Below are 23,617 nucleotides of genomic sequence, written 5' to 3' on the forward strand. Positions count from 1 at the left end.
AGGCCCCGCTTCGGCGGGGCCTCTCGTGCGTCTACGCCGGGTACGCGTGCGTCTGGGTGGCCTTCACCGTCGCCCAGACCGCGACGCCGGGGTGCAGGTCCAGTTCGGCCGCGGCGACCGTGGTGAGGTCGGCGGCGAGGGGGAGTTCGCCGGTCAGGTCGGCGCGGATCTGGTCGCCGTGGGTTTCGAGGCCGGCGACCTCGCAGCGCCAGAGGTTGCGGGCGCTGGCGCCGGTGGGGCGGTCCCGGAAGAGGGTGACGGCGCTCGGCGGGAACGCGACGAAGGCGTCACCGGTGAGGTCCTCCGTGGTGCTGATCGAGGGGCCCGCCTCCAGTTTGACCGTGTGGCCCTCGGCCCGGCCCCGGTAGAGGTTGAGGCCGACCAGATGGGCGATGTAGTCGGTGCGCGGGTGGCGGGCGATGTCGGCGGGAGTGCCCTCCTGGACGACCCGGCCCTGTTCGATGACGACCAGGCGGTCGGCCAGCACCATGGCGTCCAGCGGATCGTGGGTGACCAGGATGGCCACGGCCTCGAACTCAGCCAGATGGCGGCGGAGCTGGGACCGTACGTCCAGGCGGGTGCGGGCGTCCAGCGCCGCGAGGGGTTCGTCCAGGAGCAGCAGGCGGGGGCGGGTGGCCAGGGCACGGGCCAGCGCGACGCGCTGCGCCTGGCCGCCGGAGAGACGGCGGGGCTTGGCGCCGGCGTGCTCGGCGAGGCCCATACGGTCCAGCCACTTGGCGGCCTGGGCGCGGGACTCGGCCTTGGTCGCGCCGTGGCAGCGGGGGCCGAAGGCGACGTTGTCGAGGGCCGTGAGGTGGGGGAAGAGGAGGTAGTCCTGGAAGACGACGCCCACCGGGCGGGATTCGGGGGGTGTCCCGTCCAACTCCTCGCCGTCGAGCCGTAGACGGCCGGAGGTGAGGGGGGTCAGGCCGGCGAGGGCGCGGAGGGCGGTGGTCTTGCCCGCGCCGTTGGGGCCCAGCAGGGCGACGACCTCGCCGGGGGCGGCGGTGAGGGTGAGATCGAGGTGGAAGGCGGGGCGGGCCACGACGAGATGCGCGTCGAGCCCGTCGGGGATCGGGTCCGTCATTTTTCCTTACGCCCCCGCCATCCACCGGTCCCGCAACCCCGCGAGCACCGCGATCGACACCGTCAGCAGCACCAGGCTGAGCGCGATCGCCGCCTCGGGGTCGTTCTGGAGGGCGAGGTACACCGCGAGGGGCATGGTCTGGGTGCGGCCGGGGAAGTTGCCGGCGAAGGTGATCGTCGCACCGAACTCGCCCAGTGCGCGGGCCCAGGCCAGGACCGCACCGGCCGCGATGCCGGGGGCGATGAGGGGGAGCGTGACCCGGCGGAACGCGGTGAAACGGGACGCGCCCAGGGTCGTGGCCGCCTCCTCGTAGCGCGGGTCGGCGGCGCGCAGCGTGCCCTCGACGCTGATCACCAGGAACGGCATCGCCACGAAGGACTCGGCGACGACGACCCCGGCCGTGGTGAACGGGAGGGTGATGCCGAACCAGGAGTCCAGCCACTGGCCGACCACCCCGTTGCGGCCGAGGGCGAGCAGCAGGGCCACACCGCCCACCACCGGCGGCAGGACGAGGGGGAGGGTGACCAGCGCCCGTACGAGACCCCGGCCGGGGAACTCCGTGCGGGCCAGCAGCCAGGCCAGCGGAACGCCCAGCACCAGGCTCACGGCCGTCGCCGCCGTCGCGCTGAGCAGGGACAGCTGGAGGGCCTGCCACACCTCCGTGCTGGTCAGGAGCGACGGGAGGCTGCTCCAGGGGGCACGCAGGAGGAGGGCCAGCAGGGGCAGCAGGAGGAACGCCAGAGCTACCGCTCCGGGGAGGAGGAGCGGTAGCGGTACGGCTGTCCGGACGCGCCGGCGCCGCGGGCCGCCCCGGAGGGTGCCGGCCACGGCGCCGGACTCGTCGGCCTTCGTCACGGCTTGAGGAACCCGGCCTCGTTCAGGACCTGCTGGCCCTCGGCGGACTGCACCAGCGCGATGAACGCCTTGGCCACCGTCGGGTTCGGGGCGTTCTTCAGCAGGGCGATCGGGTAGTCGTTGATGGCGTTGGCGGACTCGGGGAACTCCACGCCCTCCACCTTGCTGCCCGCGGCCTTCACATCCGTCTTGTAGACGACGGCCGCGTCGGCCTCCTTCAGCACCACCTTGTTGAGGGCGGACTTCACGTCCTCCTCGTAGGAGGCCGGGGTCAGCTTCAGCTTGCTGGCGTCCAGGGCCTTCTGCGCGGCGGCGCCGCACGGCACCGTCTTGTCGCACAGCACGACCTTCAGCGAGGGCTTGGTGAGGTCCTTCAGGGAGGAGATCTTGTCGGGGTTGCCCGGCAGGGTGGCGATCTCCAGCTGGTTGCGGACGAAGGTGGCAGGCGTGGTGTCGGTGTCGTTCTTGGCCGTCACGAGCGCCATGGTCTTGGCGCTCGCGGCCGCGAAGACGTCGGCCGGCGCACCGCTGGTGATCTGCGCGGCGAGGGTGTCGCTGCCGCCGAAGCTGAAGGTGACGGTGGTGCCCGGGTGCGCCTTCTCGAAGTCGGCCTTGAGCGTGGTGAAGCTCTCCTTGAGGGAGGCCGCGGCGAAGACGGTGATCGAGCCGGACAGCTTGGGCGAAGCCGACGACGAGGTGTCCGACTTCGTCTTCGCGGACGAGTTGTCGTCCGAGGACGAGGACGAGCAGGCGCTCAGGGCGAGCAGGGCCGCGACCGAGGCACCGGCCATCTGGAGCGTCCGACGGGTCCGGCGCACGGAACGGGTCATCACGAGAGAACTCCTCTGAAATCGACTGAACAAGCTGTCGCGCCCTGCTGCGACCTGTGTATCAGCCGCCTGGCGATGATACTGCCGCATTTGCCAGGCGTAAGTCTTCTGTCACATCGCATGAGCTGCATACTTGTGACTTGGGCCTGGCATGTGCGTTTGTACGGTGAGCTGCCGCGGGTACCGTCATCCGGGAGGTGGCCGCACATGACGCTCGCCGAACTCGTCCTCACCGGAGATCTGGCACGGCCGGCCCGGCTCACCGTGCCCGACCTGCTGCGCTGGCCCCAGCACCGGGCGCGGGTCAGCTTCGAGTGCGCCACCAGCGGCGTCCAGCACCACGGCTTCACCGGCCCGCGGCTGTACGACGTCCTCGCCGACGCGGGCCCGGGCTTCGACCCCGCGCGGCGCAAGGACCGGCTGCGCTTCCTGATCGCGGTCACCGGCGCCGACGGTCACCACGCGCTGCTCTCCTGGGCCGAGATCGACCCCGATTTCGCGCACGCTCCGGTTCTGCTCGGCGTGAGCATCGACGACACCCCGCTGGACCGGGCGGGTCCGCAACTGGTCCTGCCCCAGGACCGCTGCGGCGCCCGGCACATCAGCGGGATCAGGGCGATACGGGTGGACGGTGGGTACGACGGCTGGCATCCGGTGCCCGCCGCACCAGGTCATGCGTCAGCGGCGGCTCCGTGAAGCACGCCGGCCACCGACCTGCCCGGCGCCCGGCCCGCTCACCTCGTCACACGCGGTCGATGTGCACATTCGTCGACTTCACCCGGGCGGTGGCCTCCATGCCGACCTCCAGGCCGAGTTCCTCGACGGCCTCGCGGGTCAGGAGGGAGACCAGGCGGTGCGGGCCGGCCTGGATCTCGACCTGGGCGGCCACGTCACCCAGCTTGATCGCGGTGACGATGCCGGGGAAGGCGTTGCGGACCGAGGTGTAGGAGGCATCCTCGTCGCCCGCGCCGGACTTGGCCACTTCGACGGAGAACGCGGCGAGGTCCTTGCCGTCGATGAGCCGTCGGCCGCCCTCGTCGCGATGGGTGGCCATCCGGCCCGCGTCGGCCCAGCGGCGGGCGGTGTCCGGGCTGACGCCGAGCAGACGTGCCGCCTGGCCGATCGTGTAGGAAGGCATGGGCTCACGATAGGGGCAGGTGGCGGGGCACGCGGACATCGGGCCGGTGGTCAGCTGAGGCCGGACGCCTTCAGGACCGCGCGGGCGTTCATGTCGTCGATCTCGTGCCCGAGCCGTGCGAGCACCTCGGCGCCCCGGCGCAGGGTGCCGCGTTCCAGGGAGCGCCGCACGCCGGTGTCCAGTTCGTGCCAGAGCAGGGGGTTGGCGTGCAGGACGTACGGGTCCAGCTCCAGCCGGTTGCCGGCGAGGTCGCGCAGGACCAGATGGGTGGAGACGTCGCCGTACTGGCCGACATAGACGAGGCGGTCGGTACGGACGGTACGGCGGCGGAGCGGGCCGTGCACGGTCAGCCAGCCGGGGCCCGCGGTGACCCGGGCCGGCAGCAGCATGCTGAGGATCGCGGCCGACAGGGCGACCCAGAGCAGGGCGCGGGCCGGGGTGAGAGTACCGGCGTCCCAGTCCACCAGGAGCGTGAGGCCGCCGAAGCCCAGAGCGCAGCCGACGGCCAAGCGCGCGCTGCCACGCCAGGTGCGGTCACCCGCCGCCCGGCCGCCGCCTCTTCTGTCCACCATGAGGCCGACGGTAGGGGGCCGGTGGGCGCACGGGACCGGCCCCTGACGGGCTTCTTATGCGGACCGAGCGGTTATTGACGGGATTCTTACGGCACGAGCGCACCCCTGGGATACGGGCTCAGCCTGTGTGGACGCGCGGCCGCCGGGAGCGGTCCGGCTCCGCCTCGCGCAGTACTTCGCGGGTGACCGGGGCGACCTCGCCCTGGCCGAAGAGGAAGAAGCGCAGGAAGTTGGCGAACGGGCCGCCCTCGGTCCATTCGAAGTAGATGTGCGGGATGGCGCCGGTCTCGTCGCGGACGTGGAGCAGGAGCGCGGCCAGGGCGTTGGGGATGGAGGCCGATTCCAGGGTCAGGACGCGATAGCGGTTGTGCAGGACCTCGCCGCGGACGGTCAGGCCGGCCTCGAACTCGGAGGGGTCGGTGACCGTGACCTCGACGAAGACGAAGTCCTCCTGCTCGGGCATGTCGTTGTCGGCCCGGATCTGCTCGACCTTGTCGCGGTACTCGGCCTTGTCACGGCGGTCCGGCTCGTTGGCGATGAACCGTATCTTCCGGCTGGCCATGTCCCTGACGAACCGTTCCGCCATGTCGTCGAGGGTCACGCTCGTCACGCGCAGCTCGAAGGCGCGGGCGAGCCGGGACAGCAGCGAGACCAGGATGATGCCGACGATGAAGCAGGCACCGATCTTCACGCCGTCCGGGCGCTCGATGACGTTGACGACCGTCGTGTAGAGGAAGACCGCCGAGATGACCGCGAAGCCTACGGTCCACTTGCGCTGGCCGGCCTTGCGAGCGGCGATGGTCACGGCGATCGCGGCGGAGCTGATCAGCACCAGCACGCCGGTGGCGTAGGCGCCGCCCTGCGCGTCCACGTTGGCATCGAAGATCCAGGTGACGAGGAAGGCGATCAGGGTGAAGACGATGACCATGGGGCGCACGGCGCGGGCCCAGTGCGGGGCCATGCCGTAGCGGGGCAGGTAGCGGGGCATCAGGTTGAGCAGGCCGGCCATGGCGGAGGCGCCGGCGAACCACAGGATGGCGATGGTCGAGACGTCGTAGACCGTGCCGAAGGCGCCGCCCAGGTACTGGTGGGCGAGGTAGGCGAGGGCACGGCCGTTGGCGGCGCCGCCGGCCTTGAACTCCTTCTCCGGGATCAGCAACGTGGTGATGAAGCTGGTCGCGATCAGGAAGCAGCTCATGATCACGGCGGCCGTGGTGAGCAGCTTCTTCGTGTCCCGGATCCGGCCGGTGGGCTGCTGCTCGGTGTCTTCCGGGTCGCCCTTGACGTGCGGCATGACGGCGACGCCGGTCTCGAAGCCGGACAGGCCCAGGGCGAGTTTGGGGAAGACGATCAGGGCGACGCCGATCATGACGAAGACGTTGCCGTGTTCGGCGGTCAGGGCACTGGTCCAGTCGGTGACCACGTGTTCGGCCGTGAGGAGGTGGTAGAAGCCGACGATCACGACGACCACGTTCAGCGCGAGGTAGACGCCGACCAGGGCCGTGGCTACGCCGATCGCCTCCAGGAAGCCTTTGAGGAAGACCGCGCCGAGCAGGGCCACCAGGAACAGCGTGATGACCATCTGCTTGCCCTGCAGGAAGTCGGTCAGATGCGGGTTCTCCACCAGGTGGGTGGAGGCGTCGGCGGCCGACAGGGTGATGGTGATCAGGAAGTCGGTGGCGGCGAAGCCGAGCAGGGTCAGCACGAACAGCTTGCCCTGCCAGAAGGAGAGCAGCCGCTCCAGCATGGCGATGGAACCCTCGCCGTGCGGGCTCTCCTCGGCGACCCGGCGGTAGACCGGCAGGGCGCCGGCCAGGGTGACTATCACGAGCACGATGGTCGCGATCGGCGACAGCAGGCCGGCCGCGAGCGCGGCGATGCCGGGCTGGTAGCCGAGGGTCGAGAAGTAGTCGACACCGGTCAGGCACATCACCCGCCACCAGCGCTGGCCCTGGTGCGCGGGTTCCGGCTGCGCATGGGGGCCGGTGTGCCCGCCGCCCTTGCCCATGTCGGACAGCCCCTCCAGCATCCAGGCGCGCAGGCGACTGGGAGGGGGATGTTCGGTCGTGGCCATGGGGCTGGCTCCTGGTGTCCGGCGCGGTGTGGTGCGGGTCAGTTCGATTTCCGGCCATCACGCGGACGGCGGCACCAGCGTAAGCAGAGAGTGACGCGTGGGCCCACGGATAGGCGTGGGCTGGGCGTCAAGCTTGCGTTAAGAATGGCCTGGCAGGGGGTGGTCGAGCATCAAGAAGGGGTGCCCCGGAGGCTGCGACGAGGCGTTCGGCTGTACGAGGGACGACAAGCGGGAGCACGGCACCGGACACCGAGCGTTATCCCCTACGCCGCACGCCGCACGCCGCACGCCGCACGCCGCACGCCGCTACCGGGATTCATTCGCAGTGCTCCGGCGTTCGCGCCGGGGGTGAAGCGAATCAGGTGGGTGCGACGGGGAGCGTCGCGGTGTCGTTCCGGCGGAGCCGGACCCTGCTCGGTGACGGTGACGCTTCGCTCATATGTTCTCGGTGACGGCGCTTGTTCGTTATGCCTACTGTGATCGTCATTCAGCTCCGGTACGCCTTCAGGTTGTACCCGGACGCCGGTCAGCGGATCGCGCTGGCGAAGGCGTTCGGGTGCGCGCGCGTCGTGTTCAGCGACTGTGTGCGCGCCCGCGAGGACGCCCGGAAGGCGGGCGATGTCTTCCCGAAGGCCGGCGAGCTGTCGAAGAAGCTGATCACGCAGGCGAGACAGACCGTGGAGCGGTCCTGGCTGGGTGAGGTCTCCTCGGTCGTCCTCCAGCAGTTCCTGCGCGACGCCGAGACCGCCTGCAAGAACTTCTTCGCCTCCCTCAAGGGCACCCGCAAGGGCCCGGGACTGGGCCCGCCCCGCTTCAAGTCCCGCAAGGACAACCGCCAGGCGATCCGGTTCACCGCGAACGCACGCTGGAAGATCACCGACAGCGGACGGCTGGACCTGCCGAAGATCGGCGCGGTGAAGGTGAAATGGTCCCGCACCCTGCCTGCCGCTCCCACCTCCGTCACCGTGATCAAGGACGCCGCGGGCAGATTCTTCGCCTCGTTCGTCATCGATACCGGCCCCGCCGCCGACGCGGCAGCGATGCCCGACACCGGCCAGGTTATCGGCGTCGACCTCGGACTCGCCCACTTCGCCGTGCTGTCCACCGGCGAGAAGATCGGCTCCCCCCGGTTCCTGCGCCGGGCGGAGAAGAAGCTGAAGAAGGCCCAGCGCGGGCTGTCCCGCAGACAGAAGGGATCCAGGAACCGCGAGAAGGCCCGCCTGAAGGTCGCCCGCGCCCGCGCCAGGGTCACCGACGCCCGTCATGAGTTCCACCACCAGCTCTCCACCCGGCTGATCTCCGAGAACCAGGGGATCGCCGTGGAGGACCTGTCGGTGACGGGGCTGGCACGCACTCGGCCGGCGAAGTCCGTGCACGATGCCGGCTGGTCGCAGTTCGTGGTCATGCTGGAGTACAAGGCGGCACGGTATGGACGCACTCTGGTGAAGATCGGCCGTTTCGAGCCGACCTCCCAGAGCTGCTCGACCTGTGGCGTGGTGGACGGGCCCAAAGCACTGTCCGTCCGGGAGTGGACCTGTGCCGCCTGCGGGTGTGTCCTGAACGCGAAAGGGAGTTGATGGTAGCGAACTTCAAATAGCGGTGCTGTGCGGGAGATGAAGGTTTGGCCCTTCGAAGCCGCCCTGCGGGGGGAGGCTTCAAACCGCCTCATGCTGCGTTGGCTGAAGACCGTCGTGGTGAGCGATGAGGAAAAGGCGCCGTTGAAGGCGTCAGGTGGGGACCGGGAAGACGAACGCAAGTGAATCGCTGTTGACGTGTCGAAATGGCAACAGACGACATCGAAACCGGGGAGTACGCAAATCCCCGGGATGAGTCTGGCGGGTGCCCGTTTATTGGCCAGGCGGTGTCCGGCATGGAGGCGACGTGAGCCTGGTCTGCCGCTCTCGCATGGAACAGGAGAAGGCAGTGCCCGATACTCTCCGCCGGAACGGGTGGGGGAGAGGGAGTGCTCCGAGCAGACGCAACTGTGAGGGGTCGAGTACCGATGCGGGTCCTGCTGGCGGACCGGTCCGTAGTAGTGCTGAGGCCCCTGTAACGGGGGCGGAGCGAAGGGACCGGGCCGCTCGTGACTGTGTTGATCGCATCAACCGGAAGTCCTCCGGGAGGAGTGGGATGAGCCAGTTGAAGTCTCGGATCAAGCCGTTCGATATCTCGAAGCGGGAGGTTATAAAGGCATGGGAGGAAGTCAGGGCTAACAAGGGTGCGCCGGGTGTGGACGGGCAGAGTATCGAGGACTTCGAGAAGGACCTGAAGAACAACCTCTACAAGGTCTGGAATCGAATGTCGTCGGGCTCTTACTTCCCGCCTCCGGTGCGCGCGGTGGAGATCCCGAAGCCACACGGCGGAGGCACGAGAATGCTCGGCATTCCCGCTGTCTCGGATCGGGTGGCGCAGACCGTGGTGGCCCGGCATCTCATGCTGAGGGTGGAACCGGTTTTCCATCCGGACAGCTACGGATACCGGCCCGGACGATCTGCCCTGGACGCGGTGGGGAAATGCCGGGAACGCTGCTGGAAACGGAACTGGGTGGTCGAGCTCGACATCCGGAAGTTCTTCGACAGCGTGCCCTGGGACCTGCTTGTCAAGGCGGTGGAGATCCATACGGATGCCGTCTGGGTGAAGTTGTACGTGCGTAGGTGGCTCGCCGCCCCGCTCGCCATGCCCGACGGCACCCTGCACCAGCGGGAGCGTGGGACGCCACAGGGCGCCCCGGTGTCTCCCGTCCTGGCAAACCTGTTCCTGCACTACGCGTTCGACACCTGGATGGCCCGGGAGTACCCGACCGTGCAGTTCGAACGCTACGCGGACGACGCCGTGCTGCACTGCGTCTCCGAGGGCCAGGCCCGCAAGGTCCTGGCGGCGCTGGAGGACAGGATGGCCGAGGTCGGGCTGCAACTGCACCCGGACAAGACCCGGATTGTCTACTGCAGGGACGGCTCACGCCACGGCTCGTACGAGCATGAGGCGTTCAGCTTCCTCGGGTACACGTTCCGCGCCAGGAGAAGCCGGAGTCGGCACGGGAACCAGTTCCTTTCGTTCGAGCCGGCGATCAGCAGGGAGGCTCTGACCAGGATCGGGCGGGAGGTGCGGTCATGGCGCCTGCACCGCCGGTCCGACCTGACCTTCGGCGAGCTCGCCCGACGGATCAATCCGATGGTGGCGGGCTGGCTCAACTACTACGGCCGGTTCCGGCCGTGGGAGCTGCACTCCTTCGTCATGCGCATCAACGCCTACCTGGTGCGCTGGATCCGCAAGAAGTACCGACGGCTCGCGGGCAAACGGAAGGCGCTGGCGAAGCTTCGGGAAATCGCGCAGCGGTACCCCCGCATGCTCGCCCACTGGCGCTTTTCGCCCACGCAGGGAGCCCTGTTGATCTGAGATCAGAGCGGCAAGAGCCGTGTAACGGGAGACTGTTACGCACGGTTCTGTGAGGGCCGGGAGGTGAGATCCCTCCCGGCTACTCGACCACGACCCACGACCGGGACCACAACGCCTCACTCAACATCAAGACGGCCGCCGGACTGGCGGCATCGGCCTGCGGAGCGCCGGTAAGACCAGAACCCGTTCTGGCACAGCGCGAAGAAACAGGAAGCCACGGATTCCCGACGACCGGAAACCGTGCCGCGTAGCGGCACAGCAACCAGTCGGGAAGGCCAGAATCCTCGCCCTTCAGGGCGAGGAGCATGTCAAGCGTTCGCCGGTCTCGCCTCCTCCACCGTGATCAGGTCGCGGCGCAGCTGTCGGTGGACCAGGTCGGCCGACGCGGCCGTACCGTCGGCGGTCAGACGGTCGCGGGTGGCGTCGAGGCGGCCGTGGTGGACCATGTGTGCGGCGCAACCCTGTTGGGCCGGCCGCCCCGGCTCGGCACAGACGCCGGGCCTGGGGCCTGGACCGGATCGCCCGGCCGGAGGGCGAGACCGAGCTGTGTGCGCACGGCAACGGGCACTGCCTCGGCCGGTTCATGCTTACGCCGGGACCCGGGCCGGCGACCGCGGGACAGGGGGCGACCCGCGTTCTTGGCATGTTCTTGACGGATATTTGAACGGGGGTCAGGTGCCCGGCCGGAACCGGCGTCACGGCCGGTGCCGTTCAGGCTGATGTGACGTCAACCCTCCCCGTACCAGCGGCATCTGGAGAGAGAACCGGGCACATGGTGATCTGCGGCGACGACGGGCTCGCGCACCGGCTCGCCGTCGAACTGGACGCCGTCTGCGGGGAGGTCGTCACCGTCGTCATGCCGTCCGCCGCCGATGTCCACGGCGGCCAGGTCGCCGCCCTGCACCGCGACCCGGGCTCCGCGGTCCACCTGCACGTCTCCACCCGCCCCGACGAGGCCACCCTGCGCGCGGCCGGCGTCGAACGCGCCGCGGCGCTCGCTCTCACCTACCGCGACGACCAGGTCAACGTCACCGCCGCCCTGCTGGCCCGTACCGTCAACCCCTCCGTACGACTGGTCGTGCGCATGTTCAACCGGGAGCGCGGCAGCCATCTGGAACGGCTCCTGGACCGGGCGGCGGGCCTGGGCGACGGCCCCGCCGCGGACACCTCCACCACCGTGCTCTCCGACGCCGACACCGCCGTACCGGAGCTCGTCGCGGCCGCCGCCGTCGGTCACGGCCACACCCTCCAGGTCGAGGGCAAGGTCTTCCGCGGGGTCGTACGGCCGGCGGGCACCCCGCAGCACGCCACCGACCTCGCCACCCTCGCCGTGCTCTCCGGCGCCCACGAGGACGATCCGGCCAGCCAGGACAGCGCCGAGACGGCCGGTGAGGACGGCACCCAGCTGCTGCCGGACGACCAGACGGCGTACCACCGGCAGTTCACCCATGGCCGGCTCATGCTGGAGGAGGTCATCCATCGCCACACGGCCGAACCGGCCCGCCGCACCTGGCACTTCAGGCCGCTGCGCTGGCTACGGGCGCGGCTCGCCCACCTGCCGTGGCGGGTCTTCCTCTCCCGCCAACTGGGCGCCGTCTACGGTTCCTTGGCGGCCGTGGTCATCGCGCTGGCCACCGCCACCGCGCTCTTCGCCGACGAACACCCCTGGTGGAAGAACTTCTACCTGCCCCTCCTGGACATCTTCACCATGGGCGATCCGGCCACCGAGGAATCGCCCGCCCGCCGCATACTCCAGCTCGTCGCCGGCTTCGTCGGACTCGCCGTGCTGCCACTCGTCGTCGCCGCGACCATGAACGCCACCGAGGCGTTCCGCACCGCCTCCGCGAACCACCCGCCCGGGGAGGACGTCAGCGGCCATATCGTCCTGGTCGGCCTCGGCATGGTCGGCACGCGCGTACTCGACCGGCTGCGCACCACCGGTCACCGTGTCGTGGCCATCGAGCGTGACCCGCGCGCCCGGGGTGTCGCGCTCGCCCGGGATCTCGGCGTCCCGCTGATCCTGGAGGACGCGACCGCCCCCGGAGTGCTCGAACTCGCCCGGGTCCGGCAGTGCAGGTCCCTGCTCGTCCTCACCCGTGACGACGGCCAGAACCTCGACATCCTCATGGCCGTCCGGGAGTACAACCCGGAGGCGCGGGTGGTGGCCCGGCTCTACGACGACGACTTCGCCGCGACCGTCCAGCGCACCCTGCGGGCGTCGTACCCGGACGCGCTGACCCGTAGCAGGAGCGTTTCCGCCCTGGCCGCACCCTCCTTCGCCGCCGCCATGATGGGGCGTCATGTGCTGGGTGTGATGCCGGTGGAACGGGGGTCGCTGCTGTTCACGTGCGTGGACGTGGCGGGGCATCCGGAGCTGGAGGGACGGACCGTGCACCAGGCGTTCCGGCGCAGGGAGTGGCGGGTGCTGGCGGTGGGGCCGGCCGGTGGCGGGACGGGGGTCCCGGGGGCGGACGCCTTCGACTGGCGGCCGGCGCAGGGGCGGGTGCTGGTGGCGGGGGACCGGGTGGTGATGGCCACCACGCGGCGCGGCCTCGATGTGCTGATGACGGGTGTGGTGCGGACGGGCTGAGACGGGTCTACTCCAGGCCCGACGCCTTGAACACGCCCAAGGCGTTCTCGTGGTCGACCTGTTCGCCGAGGCGGCTGAGCGCCAGCGAGCCGCAGAGCAGGGTGCCGGCCGCGGCGGCCCTGCGGGCCCCCTCGTCGACGCGCAGCCAGAGGTCGGGATTGTCGACGAGCACCCGGGGGTCGAGTTCGAGGCGGCCGCCGAAGGTGTCCCGGAGCAGTAGCCGAGGGGAGATGCCGTCCAGAAAGCGGACGGAGACCAGGAGGTCGGTGCGGACCCTGCGGGTGCGCAGCAGCCGGCGTGAGGTGAGCCAGCCGTCGCCGGCGCGGACCCTTGCGGGGCAGAGGACCGTGAAGAGCAGCAGGGCGAGCGCGGTCCAGAGGGCGCCGCGCCACCAGGTGAGTGTCGAGGCTCCCCAGTCGATCAGGAGCAGGAGGGCCAGCAGGACGCCTGCGCAACGAGCCGATGCGTAGACGTCTTTGGACCAGCGGCGGTCCTCGGAGTGCTGCATGGGGTGAAGGTAGGGAGTGGGGGACGACGGCGTCAGCAGGTGCGGCATGTCTTTGACGGGACTCTGACGGGTTGCGGGTCACTGCGGGGCGGTGGGGGGCCGGTCGGGCGTCTGTCCCGTTCTCAAGGAGCCCCTTCCCGGGCCGTACCGGACGCGATGGCGTCGGTGGCGTACGGAGCGGAGGCCATCGTGCTGGTGCCGGCCGCCGGCGGTGCGCACGGCCTCGGGTACACGCTGCCCGTCACCGCACCGGAGGCGGGTCTGGCCAACGACATGCTGCTGTTCCTCGCCGGACCTCTCGACGGCGGTGACCCCCTGTCCGCTCAGCAGGGCAACCGGCGTACGTCCAGCGGCAGATGCCAGATGTTCCGGCGGTGCGCCGACGTCAGCGCCTCCTCCAGCGGGGACGGCGGCACCGCGAGGACCGGGCAGTGCGCGTGGGCCAGGCAGTAGCGGGCGACCCGGCCCGAGAGGACCCGGTGCCAGCCGCGCCGGCCCGCGCCGACGACCAGGATGTCCTCCTCCCGGTCGGCCGTCTCCACCAGGGCCAGGCCGGGGGTGGCGCGTACGACGCGGCCGTGCAGCGGGACGCCGGGCGGGCCCGCCTCGCCGAAGACCTCGTCGAGCACGCCGAGCAGCCGCTCCCGGGCCAGCCCCTGCCACTCCTCGACCAGTTGCGGCGGGGCGGGGGAGCGGCGCGCCGCCAGTTCGCCGCCCGGCGGCTCCCAGGCCAGCACCGGCCACAGCTCGGTCTCCCGCCGCCGGGCCTCCGTCGCCGCACGGCGCAGCGCCGTGACGCTGCCGAGCGAACCGCTCACGCCGACGACGACCCGACCGGATGTGCAGGTGTCGTAACCGGACATGTATCCACCGTACTTCCGCAGTGGCCCCCGGGCGTGCCCCGGGAGCGGACCGCCTCCATGACACTGCCCGGCTCCGGGCACGGGCCAGCCCCGCAGCCACTTCTTGGCACCCCTCTGACGCCCGCGACCAGCGTCGACGGCCTCTCCGTCAGCGTCGCGTCAACGTCGTCGCGATCACCGTCAGCGTCCCGTCATGAGGCGTCGGCGGACCGCCGGGACCGGGCATGGCGTCTTGGGCGAGCCCCGGTCGGCCACCCCGCTCCCCGGGGCGCTCCAGCTCCTTCCTGTGCCAGGAGGCATCCCATGCCACAACTCCTCCGCGGTGCCGATCCGGAGCCTTCCGATCGCATCGCTCCCCCTCTCCATGGCCTCCGGTTCAACATGGTGGGGCGGCCGCCGGTCGTGGCGGTCCGGGACGGGGGCGCCCGGCTGCTGGTGCGTAGGGAGTCACCGGAAGACATGCGGAGGCGGGACGTGGGGCTGCAGGCCGGTGAGGGTGACACCGGTGGCGACCTGACCCACCCGGCCGTGATGAGGTCCCGATGGCGTATGGCCTGGCACGTCGTGAACTGAGACCGCGTGTTCCGCTGCGTCCCGGCGAAGGCGAGAAACACCATCTGACCAGCCTGGAGGGGCTCGCCGCGCTGTCGTTGGACGCGCTGAGCTCCGTGGCGTACGGCCCCGAAGCGATCGTGCTGGCGCTGGTGGTCGCCGGGACCGGGGCGCTCACCGCGACCCTGTCCATCACTCTTGCGATCACGTTCCTGCTCGCGGCACTCGTCGTGTCGTACGGCCAGGTCATCGCCGTTCACCCGGACGGCGGTGGCGCCTACGCCGTCGCCAAGGCGGACCTCGGTGCCACCGCGAGCCTGCTGGCCGCCGCCAGCCTGGTCGTCGACTACGTCCTCACCGTCGCCGTCAGCCTCGCCGCCGGTGCCGACGCGCTCGCCTCCGCCTTCCCGGCCTTCGCCCACGACAAGCTCGTCGTCTGTCTGATCGGCCTGGCCCTGCTGGCGGCCGTGAATCTGCGGGGCGTCTCCGACAGCGCCCGGGTGCTGATGCTGCCGACCGTCCTGTTCATCGTGGCGATCCTCGGCGTCATCGTGCTCGGCCTGCTGCGCTCCCGGCCGCCGTCATCGGCACCGCCCAGCCCGGGCACGCGACCGAGGCGCTGTCCGCGCTGGTGATCCTCAAGGCGTTCTCGTCCGGCTGCTCGGCCCTGACCGGCGTGGAGGCCATCGCCAACGCCGTCCCCACCTTCCGCACCCCCAGGGTCAGACGCGCCCAGCGCACCGAGCTGATGCTGGGCGGACTCCTCGGGACCATGCTGATCGGCCTGGCGGTCCTGATCCACCGCGACCATGTCGCCCCGCGTGGCGGGGTGACCGTCCTCGCCCAGCTCACCGCGGGCGCCTACGGCACCGGCTGGCCCTACTACGCCACCAACCTCCTGGTCACCCTGGTCCTGGGCCTCCCCGCCAACACCAGCTTCGGCGGACTGCCGGTGCTGATGAGCCTGCTCGCCCGCGACAACCGGCTGCCCCACATCTTCGGCCTGCGCGCCGAACGCCCCGTGTACCGCTACGGCGTGGCCGCCGTCGCCCTGCTCGCCGCCCTGCTCCTGCTCGCCACCGATGCCGACACCCACCGCCTGCTCCCGCTCTTCGCCGTCGGCGTCTTCATCGGCTTCACCCTCAGCCAGGCCGGCCTGGTCCGGCACTGGGCGACCCGGCGCCCGGCCGGCTGGAAGCGCCGGGCGGTCATCAACGGCACCGGCGCCCTGCTCACCGCCCTCGCCGGGGTCGTCCTGCTGTTCACCAAGTTCCTCGCCGGCCCCTGGGTGGTGGTGATCGCGGTACCGCTGATGATGCTGCTGTTCGTCCGCATCCAGCGCTACTACACGGAAGTGGGGGAGGAGTTGGGCCTGGGGCGGGTGCCGGCGCCGCCGCCCCGGCGCACCGGGAGCCTGGTGATCGTGCCGATCGGCGAGGTCAGCAAGCTCGCCCGGCATGCCCTCGGTGCGGCCCTCGCCCTCGGCGACGAGGTGGTCGCGGTCGCGGTGCACGGCGATCCCGGCCGGTCGCGTGCGCTGGAGGAGGCCTGGGCGCGCTGGAACCCGGGCGTGCGCCTCGACGTCATCGACGGCCCGCACCGCTCCCTGGTCCAGCCGATCGTCGGCTACGTCCAGCGCGCCCCCGAGGACGGCCGTCAGTTCGCCGTCCTCATCCCCGAGGTCGAACCCCGCCACCGCCGCTACGAGATCCTCCAGAACCAGCGCGGCCTCCTCCTCGCGACCGTGCTGCGCGCCCGCACCGACGTCGTGGTGTGTCTGCTGCCGGACCGCCTGAAGCTGTAGGAGCCCTTCTTGTCGGGCCCCGACCGCCCTTCTACAGTTGCGCCTCGTAATGTTCGTCGATCTTGCCGAAACTTTCGGTGACGCGGCGGCCGGACACGGGAGGGACGCAGGCGCATACGGACGTACGGCAACCCGGTCATCCCCGGATTCCACCCCGACCCGAGCGTGTGCCGGGTGGGGGAGGACCACTACCTGGTGTGCTCCAGTTTCGAGTACTTCCCCGGAGTCCCGCTCTTCCGCAGCCGGGACCTGGTGCACTGGCGGCAGATCGGCAACGTGCTGGATCGGCCACCGCCCGAGGACACGCCGGCCTCGTGCAGGCGGCCGACGGCAGCTGGTGGGCGGTGCTGCTCGGCACCCGGCCGCGCGGCTGGTTCCCGGAGTTCCACGTCCTCGGCCGCGAGACCTTCCTGGCCCCGGTGGAATGGGTGGACGGCTGGCCGCGGATGGGGCCGGTACGGGAGCGACACGAGGCCCCGGACGTCTGGCACCCGGTCGAACAGCCGCCGGTGCGGGACGACTTCACGGCTCCCGCCCTCGCGCCGCACTGGCTCTCCCCGCGCAGCCGGCCGGCCGGGTCCTGGTCGCTGACCGAACGCCCCGGGTGGCTGACGCTCACGGCCACCGGAGACAGCCTCGACCGGCCCGGCACACCTTCGTCGGCCGCCGCCAGCAGCACCCCGACTGCCGTGCCGCCGCGCTGCTCGACCCGGGCTCGGGACGTGCGGGTCTCTCGGTCCGTATCGACGAGGCGCACCACTACGACCTGGAGGTGGGCGGGGAAGTGGTGAGCGCGGTCGTCCGGACCGGGCCGGTGCGGCAGCTGATCGCCGAACGCGCGGTGCCGCCGGGGCCGTTGACCCTGGTGATCGAGATCCGTACGGCCTCGGTTCCGCCGCCCACCGTCACCGCGCCCGGGGAGGAAGGGGGCGCGACCGGTGTCCGCCCCGCAGGGTCCGACGCCGTGACCCTTTCGATCGAAACCTCCGACGGTGTCGTTCGGCTGGCCGAACTCGACGGCCGCTATCTCTCCACCGAGGTGGCGGGCGGGTTCACCGGCCGGGTCATCGGCATGTACGTCACGGAGGGGCGGGCCGCCTTCGACTGGTTCGAATACATGGCGATGAGCTGATGCGCGACACCTTGACGCTCCTGAGCCGCCTTTCTAGAGTCGCCGTTCGGAACGTTCGGTGAACATACCGAATGTTTCGAAGGGCGGGCCCCAGAGCACCACCGAACCAGGACGGCGTCGGTCGTCCCGTACCCCAAGGAGCGCATCATGGGCGACCCGGCATTGTCCCGGCGCGGATTCCTGGCGGCCACCGCGGCCGCCGGTCTGGGCATGACCGCCCTCAGCGGCTGCGGCGGCGGCTCGGACGGAGGGTCCTCGTCGTCGGGGAAGGTCACCGTCGAGTGGTGGAACATCTCCACCACCCAGCCGACCAAGAACGTCTGGGCGGCCCTCGCCAAGAAGTTCGAGGCCCAGAACCCGCATGTCAAGCTGAAGATTGTGCAGTTGGAGAACGACGCCTACAAATCCAAGATGACGGCGCTCATAGCCTCCGGGAAGCTCCCGGACATCTTCCACACCTGGGGTGGCGGCGTCCTCAAGCAGCAGGTCGACGCCGGCCTCGTCGAGGACCTCACCGACAGCACCAAGCCCTGGGCGGACGGGATGCTGTCGGTCGCCAAGCAGCCTTACCTCATCGACCAGAAGCTGTACGGCATCCCGTTCGACATCGGCATGATCGGCTTCTGGTACAACAAGGCACTCTTCAACAAGGCGGGAATCAGCGAGCCTCCCACCACATGGAGCGGGTTCCTCGACGCGGTGAAGAAGCTCCAGGCCGCGGGTATCACCCCGCTCGCCCTCGCGGGCAAGGAGAGCTGGACGGGTATGTACTACTGGGCGTACCTGGCGATGCGCACCGCCGGGCTCGACGCCCTCCAGAAGGCCGACGAGGACAAGGACTTCACCGGCACCGGGTTCGTCCAGGCCGGACAGCACCTCAAGGACCTCGTCGCTCTCCAGCCGTTCCAGAAGGGCTTCCTCGGCGCCGCCTATTCCTCGCCCACCGGCCAGGCGGCCGCCGTCGGCAACGGCAAGGCAGCCATGGAGCTGATGGGCCAGTGGGCCCCGGTGGTGGAGGCGGACGCGGGCAAGGGCCTCGGCTCCGACCTGGGTTTCTTCCCGTTCCCCGCGGTCGACGGCGGCAAGGGTGCCATCACCGAGGTCTTCGGCGGCGGCGGCGGGCACGCCCTGCGCAAAGGCGCTCCGAAGGAAGCCGTCGACTTCCTGAAGTTCTTCGCCTCCGAGACCACCGACCTGGTGCTCGTCGAGAAGACCAAGACGCTCCCGGTGGTCCCCGGTGCGGAGAAGGCGCTGAGCGACGCCAACACCAAGGCCGTACAGGCGCAGTTGAAGGGCGCCACCGGCTTCCAGCTCTACCTCGACCAGGCGTACGCGCCGGCCGTCGGCCAGCAGATCAACGACAGCGTGGCCGGGTTGATCGCCGGGTCCAAGTCTCCCGAGGACGTCACTCAGGCGATCACCAAGACCGCGAAGGAAGAGCAGTAAGGCCCATGACCTCCACCTTCCTGCCTGATCAGCGCAGCGGTGGTGGCGAGGCCGTCCTGCCGCCACCGGTGGCCGGTGCCGGTGGCGGCAGGGCCCGGCGCCGGCTGCTGCACTGGCTCACCGCGATGGGCTTCCAGCTGCCCGCCCTGGTGTTGTTCGGCGTCCTCGTGCTGCTGCCGATCCTGTTCGCGCTGTACGCCTCGTTCTTCCGCTGGGGCGGCTTCGGCATGCCCTCCGACTACACCGGCACCGACAACTTCACCCGGCTCTTCCAGGACGACGTCTTCCTCGGCGACCTGTGGCGCTGCCTGGTCCTGGTCGTGCTGTCGCTGGCGCTGCAACTGCCGTTCGCCCTCGCCATGGCGGTCCTCCTCAACCAGAGGATCCGCGGCCGGGCCGTCTACCGGATGCTGTTCTTCGCCCCGTACGTGCTCTCCGAGGCGATCACCGGCGTGTTGTTCGGCATGATCTTCGCGCCCGACGACGGACTCGCCGACCACCTCCTCAGCGACATCGGCCTCGGCGCCCTGGGCGGGAAGTGGTTCTCCGACCCCTCCACCGTGATGGCCACCCTTTTCCTGGTCATGACCTGGAAGTACTTCGGCTTCCACATGATGCTGTACCTGGCCGGACTCCAGTCGATCCCGGCCGAGTTGACGGAGGCGGCGACCGTCGACGGCGCGGGCCCCTGGCAGCGCTTCCGCCATGTCACCCTGCCGCTGCTCGCTCCTACCCTGCGCATCAGCGTCTTCCTGTCGGTCATCGGCTCCATCCAGCTCTTCGACCTGGTGTGGGTGGTCACCGCGGGCGGCCCGGACCACCACTCGGAGACCATGGCCGTGACCATGTTCCAGTACGGCTTCAAGCGCTACCAGGTCGGCTACGCCAGTGCGATCAGTGTGGCCATGTTCGCCATCAGCCTCGTCTTCGCCCTCGCCTACCAGCGGTTCGTGCTCCGCCGCGACCTGGCGGGCGCCACCACGAACATGAGGGGAGACGGCGCATGAGCAGCAGCCGTAGGACGGCCGTACGGAACCTGCCCCTGCACGTGATCCTCGTCGTGGTCGGCGCGGTGATGGTCGTACCCCTGCTGTACGCCCTGCTGTCCGGGTTCAAGACCACCGACGAGCTGTCCCGCAACCCGGTCGGGCTGCCCGAGTCCTGGGTCACCTCCAACTACACCGGCATCCTCGGCTCGGGCGCGTTCTGGCGGCTGGTCGGCAACAGCACGCTGATCGCGATCGCGACCACCGTGCTCGTGGTCGCGGTGTCGGCGCTGGCCGCCTTCTCCTTCGCGCGGTTCGCGTTCCGCGGGCGGGAGGTCCTGTTCACCGTGTTCACGATGGGCCTGATGTTCCCCTTCGCGGTGGCCGCCCTGCCCCTCTTCCTGCTGCTTCGGTCGATGCACCTGCTGGACAACCCGCTGGGCGTGATCCTGCCGCAGGCCGCGTTCGGGCTGCCGATGACCATCATCATCCTGCGCGGGTTCTTCCGGGAGATCCCCGGGGAGCTGGAGGAGGCGGCCACCCTCGACGGCTGCGGGCCGTTCGCCTTCTTCTGGCGGATCCTGCTGCCCATGGCCCGGCCCGCGCTCGGCACGGTCTCCGTGCTCGCGGTCGTCACCAGCTGGAACAACTTCTTCCTGCCGCTGCTGGTCTTCACCGACTCCACCTGGTGGACCATCCCGATCGGCGTGCAGCAGTTCCAGGGCCAGTACTCCACCGACACCGCCCGTGTCTTCGCCTATTTGGTCCTCGCCATGGTCCCCGCCCTGGCCTTCTACTCGGTCGCCGAACGCCAACTGGTCGGCGGCCTCACCACAGGCGCCACCAAGGGCTGAATCGCCTTCCACTGACAGGAGTCGCACGATGTCCCGCACACGTCTCAGACTCGCAGGTGCCCTCGCGGCCGTCCTGGTGGCCGTCGGAGTCGCCACCGGCCCCGCAGCCCAGGCCCACGACCGGCAGCCCACCCTCGCCGAACTGGCCCAGCGCCACGGCCGGTACTTCGGCAGTGCCACCGACAACCCCGAACTCACCGACACCGCCTACACCGGGCTGCTCGGCAGCGAGTTCGACATGATCACGCCCGGCAACGGCATGAAGTGGTACGCCACCGAACCCGAACAGGGCGTCTTCGACTGGACCAACGGCGACCAGATCGTGAACCTCGCCCGCGCGAACCACCAGAAGGTCCGCGCCCACACCCTGGTCTGGCACAGTCAGCTGCCGGGCTGGCTCACCTCGCGCACCTGGACGGCAGACGACCTCAGGGCCGTGCTGAAGAAGCACATCCAGACCGAGGTACGGCACTACCGGGGCAAGGTCTACTCCTGGGACGTCGTCAACGAGGCGTTCAACGAGGACGGCACCTACCGCGAGACCCTCTGGTACAAGACGCTCGGCCCCGGTTACATCGCGGACGCGCTGCGCTGGGCCCATCAGGCCGACCCGCACGCCAGGCTCTACCTCAACGACTACAACATCGAGGCCACCGGCCCCAAGAGCGACGCCTACTACGCGCTCGCGCAGGAGCTGAAGGCCCGGCACGTGCCGCTGGACGGCATCGGCTTCCAGGCCCACCTCGCGCTCCAGTACGGCTATCCGTCCACCCTGGAGGAGAACCTCCGCCGCTTCTCCCGTCTCGGCCTGGACACCGCGCTCACCGAGGTCGACGTGCGGATGCAACTGCCCGCCACGGCCGAGAAACTGGCCGAACAGGCGACCTGGTACGCCGATCTGACCAAGGCATGCCTCGCGGTGCGCCGGTGCGTGGGCATCACCGTCTGGGATTACACCGACAAGTACTCCTGGATCCCGGCGGTCTTCCCCGGGGAAGGCGCGGCCCTGCCCTGGGACGAGCAACTCGCTCCCAAGCCGGCCTACTTCGCACTGCGCGCAGCGCTCGGCTACACGGGGTAGTCACCCCCGGACATGCGTCGGGGCCGGTGCGCACCGTGTGTGTGCGTCCGGCCCCTTCAGGTCACCGGGCGGAGCGGCGGGGCCGCCCGGGTGGTGCGATGTTCGGGTGGTGCGATGGTCCTTCTTCAGGCGGCGGTCACCACGCGGCCGGCACCGAGCGGGCGGTGCGGCGCGATGATCTGGCCGTCGGGCAGGAGCTCACCGGTGTCCTCGAAGAGCAGAACGCCGTTGCACAGCAGGCTCCAACCCTGCTCCGGGTGGTGCGCCGTGAGGCGGGCGGACTCCCGGTCGGCGGATTCGGCTGTCGGACACGGCGGCTGGTGCTGGCACATGGGTGGGGTCTCTCGCTCTGTCGTGGTCATGTCGGTCCCCCGTGGTGATGAGTCGGTCGGAAACCAGTGTTGCCCTCCGGGCGTTCTTCCGCAGGGATTTAGCTGCACCGCTTCTCACAGGTTGGAGACGCGTCACCCGCGCGGACGGTTCATCCCAACTGGGCTGCCAATTCGGATGGTTCCGCATGGCCGGATGGGGCTAGTCCGGACGGTGGGAGAACCCGGGGAAGGGCTATTACGGCTCTTAGGAGCGGTTATTTGCTCGTACGAGCGACGAGGGGTTTTCGGTGTCCCGGCCGAGGACATAGGGGAATACGCGCGTACCCCGCCTCCCGTTCAGGGACGGCGGGGTGTGGCGGGGTGCGGCGGGTGCAGTCGGGTACGGCCGGGGCGGTCTCAGGCCGGCGTGATGAGCAGGGGTGCCGGGGTGACCCGGTGGGTCAGTACGGGGAGCAGTTCGTCGACCAGGTGGGGACGGTGGGCCGCGATACCGGGCGGCGCCGGTGCCAGCGGGACGAGCAGATCGGTGGCGGCCGGATGGCCCTCGGCGCCGTCCGCCGCGCAGTCGCCGTGCAGCCACAGGGTGAGCATGTAGAGGCCGGGGACGGACAACAGACGCGGCTGGTACGTCTGTTGCAGGGCCTCGGCCTGGTGCAGGGCCCGCTCGGTGGAGGTGATGTAGGGCCCCTCGAAGAAGTGCGAGAAGGCCCAGCCGTCCGGGGTGAGCATCGTGTCGGCCGCGGCCACCGCCCGGTCGCCGCAGCGGATCAGGAAGCGCCAGCCGGCCAGCCGGGTGGCGGACACGCCCTCCGGGGTGATCCGGTCCAGTACGTACACGGGCAGCGGGAGTTCGGGGATCGCGGGTCCCTGCGCGGTACGCAGGGAGGGGGTACGGGCCTCGCGGACCGCGGTGGGGGAACCGAGGGCGGTGAGGACGGAACGCAGTGCGGGTGCGGGGGCAGGAGGGACTTGCAGCGGCATGGTGGGTCGCCTCTCATTCGACAGGCGCGGTGGCGCGGGGGCAGGGGCGGACGGCGCTGTCAGCTCAGGAGGGGTCAGAGAGGCGGGGGCCCGGTTCGGTGAAGAGAGGTGCGGGCGTTGCCTGCCGCACGTCACTCAGACGGCAGGAACCAGGACCGTGGGCGCCAGCCTTCTGCCTTGTTCGCGGAGTTTATACGACGCCTGTTCAGGTGGTGTTTCACCGGGCCGTTTCACAGAACGGAACAAGGCGTAATTCAGCCGTCGATTCGCGGGGAATCCTCCCGATTTCCTGCCTGCCGGAGCCCTGCTGACCTCGGAATACGGGGTTGTCGCGGTCGGCCGAATGTCGTCGGCGTTTTTCACGAGAGGAACGGGGCACCCGAAGTTGCACGATGCTCCATGCCCCGTGAATGTGCCGCGGGACACATTCCAACAGAGTAGCGGGTGCCGGTGCCGCGCGCGACGTTATCGATCGCCTCCGCTGGGCATCATCCCACCTGGACTCGGGACACCGGCGGCCGGCACCCCGGCCCGCC

Annotated in this window: 22 protein-coding genes and 2 pseudogenes; 12 read left to right on the forward strand and 12 right to left on the reverse strand. The window is 70.1% G+C overall.

Going from position 1 to position 23,617, the window contains the following annotated elements; translation table 11 throughout:
• Window positions 1-31: 31 nt before the first annotated feature.
• From EDD90_RS43930 to modA, 3 genes are read right to left on the reverse strand one after another with little or no spacing between them, the layout of a single operon-like run.
• Entirely contained in the window at window positions 32-1,087 is a 1,056-nt protein-coding gene (locus tag EDD90_RS43930; protein WP_123978646.1) for an ABC transporter ATP-binding protein, read from the reverse strand.
• A 6-nt stretch (window positions 1,088-1,093) separates the two neighbouring features.
• On the reverse strand, window positions 1,094-1,942 hold the full coding sequence (locus tag EDD90_RS43935; protein ID WP_123978647.1) for an ABC transporter permease: 849 nt from the start codon (window positions 1,940-1,942) through the stop codon (window positions 1,094-1,096).
• The gene (modA, locus tag EDD90_RS43940) at window positions 1,939-2,772 is read right to left on the reverse strand and encodes a molybdate ABC transporter substrate-binding protein (RefSeq protein ID WP_123978648.1); all 834 of its coding nucleotides are present in this window, start codon (window positions 2,770-2,772) and stop codon (window positions 1,939-1,941) included. Before modA ends, EDD90_RS43935 begins: the two co-directional genes overlap by 4 nt.
• 207 nt (window positions 2,773-2,979) lie before the next feature.
• Here modA and EDD90_RS43945 point away from each other — a divergent pair, with 207 nt between their 5' ends.
• Entirely contained in the window at window positions 2,980-3,468 is a 489-nt protein-coding gene (locus EDD90_RS43945; RefSeq protein ID WP_123978649.1) for a molybdopterin-dependent oxidoreductase, read from the forward strand.
• 46 nt (window positions 3,469-3,514) lie between these two features.
• On the opposite strand, the gene EDD90_RS43950 is transcribed toward EDD90_RS43945, so the two are convergent.
• The 3 genes from EDD90_RS43950 to EDD90_RS43960 all read right to left on the reverse strand — a co-directional run bounded on the left by EDD90_RS43950 (window position 3,515) and on the right by EDD90_RS43960 (window position 6,556).
• Window positions 3,515-3,910 (reverse strand): molybdopterin-binding protein, encoded by a 396-nt coding sequence (locus EDD90_RS43950; protein WP_123978650.1) that lies wholly within the window; start codon window positions 3,908-3,910, stop codon window positions 3,515-3,517.
• Between the two features lie 50 nt (window positions 3,911-3,960).
• A complete protein-coding gene (locus EDD90_RS43955) occupies window positions 3,961-4,482 on the reverse strand; it encodes a hypothetical protein (RefSeq protein WP_123978651.1) in 522 nt (173 codons plus the stop codon).
• Window positions 4,483-4,600: 118 nt separating this feature from the next.
• Window positions 4,601-6,556 carry an APC family permease gene (locus EDD90_RS43960; protein ID WP_123978652.1) on the reverse strand — a complete coding sequence of 652 codons (1,956 nt, stop codon included), beginning with the start codon at window positions 6,554-6,556 and terminating at the stop codon, window positions 4,601-4,603.
• A 485-nt stretch (window positions 6,557-7,041) separates the two neighbouring features.
• On the opposite strand from EDD90_RS43960, the gene EDD90_RS43965 reads away from it, so the two are divergent.
• Both EDD90_RS43965 and ltrA read left to right on the forward strand, forming a co-directional pair.
• A complete protein-coding gene (locus EDD90_RS43965; protein ID WP_123982256.1) occupies window positions 7,042-8,133 on the forward strand; it encodes an RNA-guided endonuclease TnpB family protein in 1,092 nt (363 codons plus the stop codon).
• A 553-nt stretch (window positions 8,134-8,686) separates the two neighbouring features.
• Window positions 8,687-9,952: a group II intron reverse transcriptase/maturase gene (gene ltrA, locus EDD90_RS43970; RefSeq protein WP_123978653.1), complete on the forward strand. Its 1,266-nt coding sequence runs from the start codon at window positions 8,687-8,689 to the stop codon at window positions 9,950-9,952.
• 308 nt (window positions 9,953-10,260) lie between these two features.
• On the opposite strand, the gene EDD90_RS55945 is transcribed toward ltrA, so the two are convergent.
• Window positions 10,261-10,398, reverse strand: coding sequence for a hypothetical protein (locus EDD90_RS55945; RefSeq protein ID WP_185149434.1), 138 nt, complete (start codon window positions 10,396-10,398; stop codon window positions 10,261-10,263).
• Between the two features lie 326 nt (window positions 10,399-10,724).
• On the opposite strand from EDD90_RS55945, the gene EDD90_RS43980 reads away from it, so the two are divergent.
• Window positions 10,725-12,542 carry an NAD-binding protein gene (locus EDD90_RS43980; protein WP_123978654.1) on the forward strand — a complete coding sequence of 606 codons (1,818 nt, stop codon included), beginning with the start codon at window positions 10,725-10,727 and terminating at the stop codon, window positions 12,540-12,542.
• Between the two features lie 7 nt (window positions 12,543-12,549).
• Here EDD90_RS43980 and EDD90_RS43985 read toward each other — a convergent pair whose 3' ends face one another.
• From EDD90_RS43985 to EDD90_RS43990, 3 genes are all read right to left on the reverse strand, one after another.
• Window positions 12,550-13,050, reverse strand: coding sequence for a hypothetical protein (locus EDD90_RS43985; protein WP_123978655.1), 501 nt, complete (start codon window positions 13,048-13,050; stop codon window positions 12,550-12,552).
• A 122-nt stretch (window positions 13,051-13,172) separates the two neighbouring features.
• A complete protein-coding gene (locus EDD90_RS55950; RefSeq protein WP_185149435.1) occupies window positions 13,173-13,325 on the reverse strand; it encodes a hypothetical protein in 153 nt (50 codons plus the stop codon).
• A gap of 48 nt (window positions 13,326-13,373) precedes the next feature.
• Window positions 13,374-13,913 (reverse strand): universal stress protein, encoded by a 540-nt coding sequence (locus EDD90_RS43990; protein ID WP_123978656.1) that lies wholly within the window; start codon window positions 13,911-13,913, stop codon window positions 13,374-13,376.
• Between the two features lie 324 nt (window positions 13,914-14,237).
• Between EDD90_RS43990 and EDD90_RS59195 the strand changes: the two are divergent.
• From EDD90_RS59195 to EDD90_RS44025, 8 genes and pseudogenes are all read left to right on the forward strand, one after another.
• Window positions 14,238-14,396, forward strand: a pseudogene (locus tag EDD90_RS59195) (diaminopimelate decarboxylase); the annotation flags it as partial.
• Between the two features lie 59 nt (window positions 14,397-14,455).
• On the forward strand, window positions 14,456-15,100 hold the full coding sequence (locus EDD90_RS58685) for an amino acid permease (RefSeq protein ID WP_311737247.1): 645 nt from the start codon (window positions 14,456-14,458) through the stop codon (window positions 15,098-15,100).
• On the forward strand, window positions 15,097-16,269 hold the full coding sequence (locus tag EDD90_RS58690; protein WP_311737248.1) for an amino acid permease: 1,173 nt from the start codon (window positions 15,097-15,099) through the stop codon (window positions 16,267-16,269). Before EDD90_RS58685 ends, EDD90_RS58690 begins: the two co-directional genes overlap by 4 nt.
• 197 nt (window positions 16,270-16,466) lie before the next feature.
• Window positions 16,467-17,401, forward strand: a pseudogene (locus tag EDD90_RS57890) (family 43 glycosylhydrolase).
• Window positions 17,402-17,548: 147 nt separating this feature from the next.
• Window positions 17,549-18,847 (forward strand): extracellular solute-binding protein, encoded by a 1,299-nt coding sequence (locus EDD90_RS44010; RefSeq protein WP_123978658.1) that lies wholly within the window; start codon window positions 17,549-17,551, stop codon window positions 18,845-18,847.
• A gap of 5 nt (window positions 18,848-18,852) precedes the next feature.
• The gene (locus tag EDD90_RS44015) at window positions 18,853-19,854 is read left to right on the forward strand and encodes a carbohydrate ABC transporter permease (RefSeq protein WP_123978659.1); all 1,002 of its coding nucleotides are present in this window, start codon (window positions 18,853-18,855) and stop codon (window positions 19,852-19,854) included.
• On the forward strand, window positions 19,851-20,687 hold the full coding sequence (locus EDD90_RS44020) for a carbohydrate ABC transporter permease (RefSeq protein WP_123978660.1): 837 nt from the start codon (window positions 19,851-19,853) through the stop codon (window positions 20,685-20,687). Before EDD90_RS44015 ends, EDD90_RS44020 begins: the two co-directional genes overlap by 4 nt.
• Window positions 20,688-20,715: 28 nt before the next feature.
• Window positions 20,716-21,768, forward strand: coding sequence for an endo-1,4-beta-xylanase (locus EDD90_RS44025; RefSeq protein WP_123978661.1), 1,053 nt, complete (start codon window positions 20,716-20,718; stop codon window positions 21,766-21,768).
• 125 nt (window positions 21,769-21,893) lie between these two features.
• Here EDD90_RS44025 and EDD90_RS44030 read toward each other — a convergent pair whose 3' ends face one another.
• Together EDD90_RS44030 and EDD90_RS44035 are read right to left on the reverse strand one after the other, a co-directional pair.
• Window positions 21,894-22,100, reverse strand: coding sequence for a DUF5999 family protein (locus tag EDD90_RS44030; protein WP_089105610.1), 207 nt, complete (start codon window positions 22,098-22,100; stop codon window positions 21,894-21,896).
• A 396-nt stretch (window positions 22,101-22,496) separates the two neighbouring features.
• On the reverse strand, window positions 22,497-23,081 hold the full coding sequence (locus tag EDD90_RS44035; protein WP_123978662.1) for a hypothetical protein: 585 nt from the start codon (window positions 23,079-23,081) through the stop codon (window positions 22,497-22,499).
• Window positions 23,082-23,617: the final 536 nt, after the last annotated feature.

It is taken from the genome of Streptomyces sp. Ag109_O5-1, assembly GCF_003814875.1.
GTDB classification, from domain to species: Bacteria; Actinomycetota; Actinomycetes; order Streptomycetales; family Streptomycetaceae; genus Streptomyces; species Streptomyces sasae.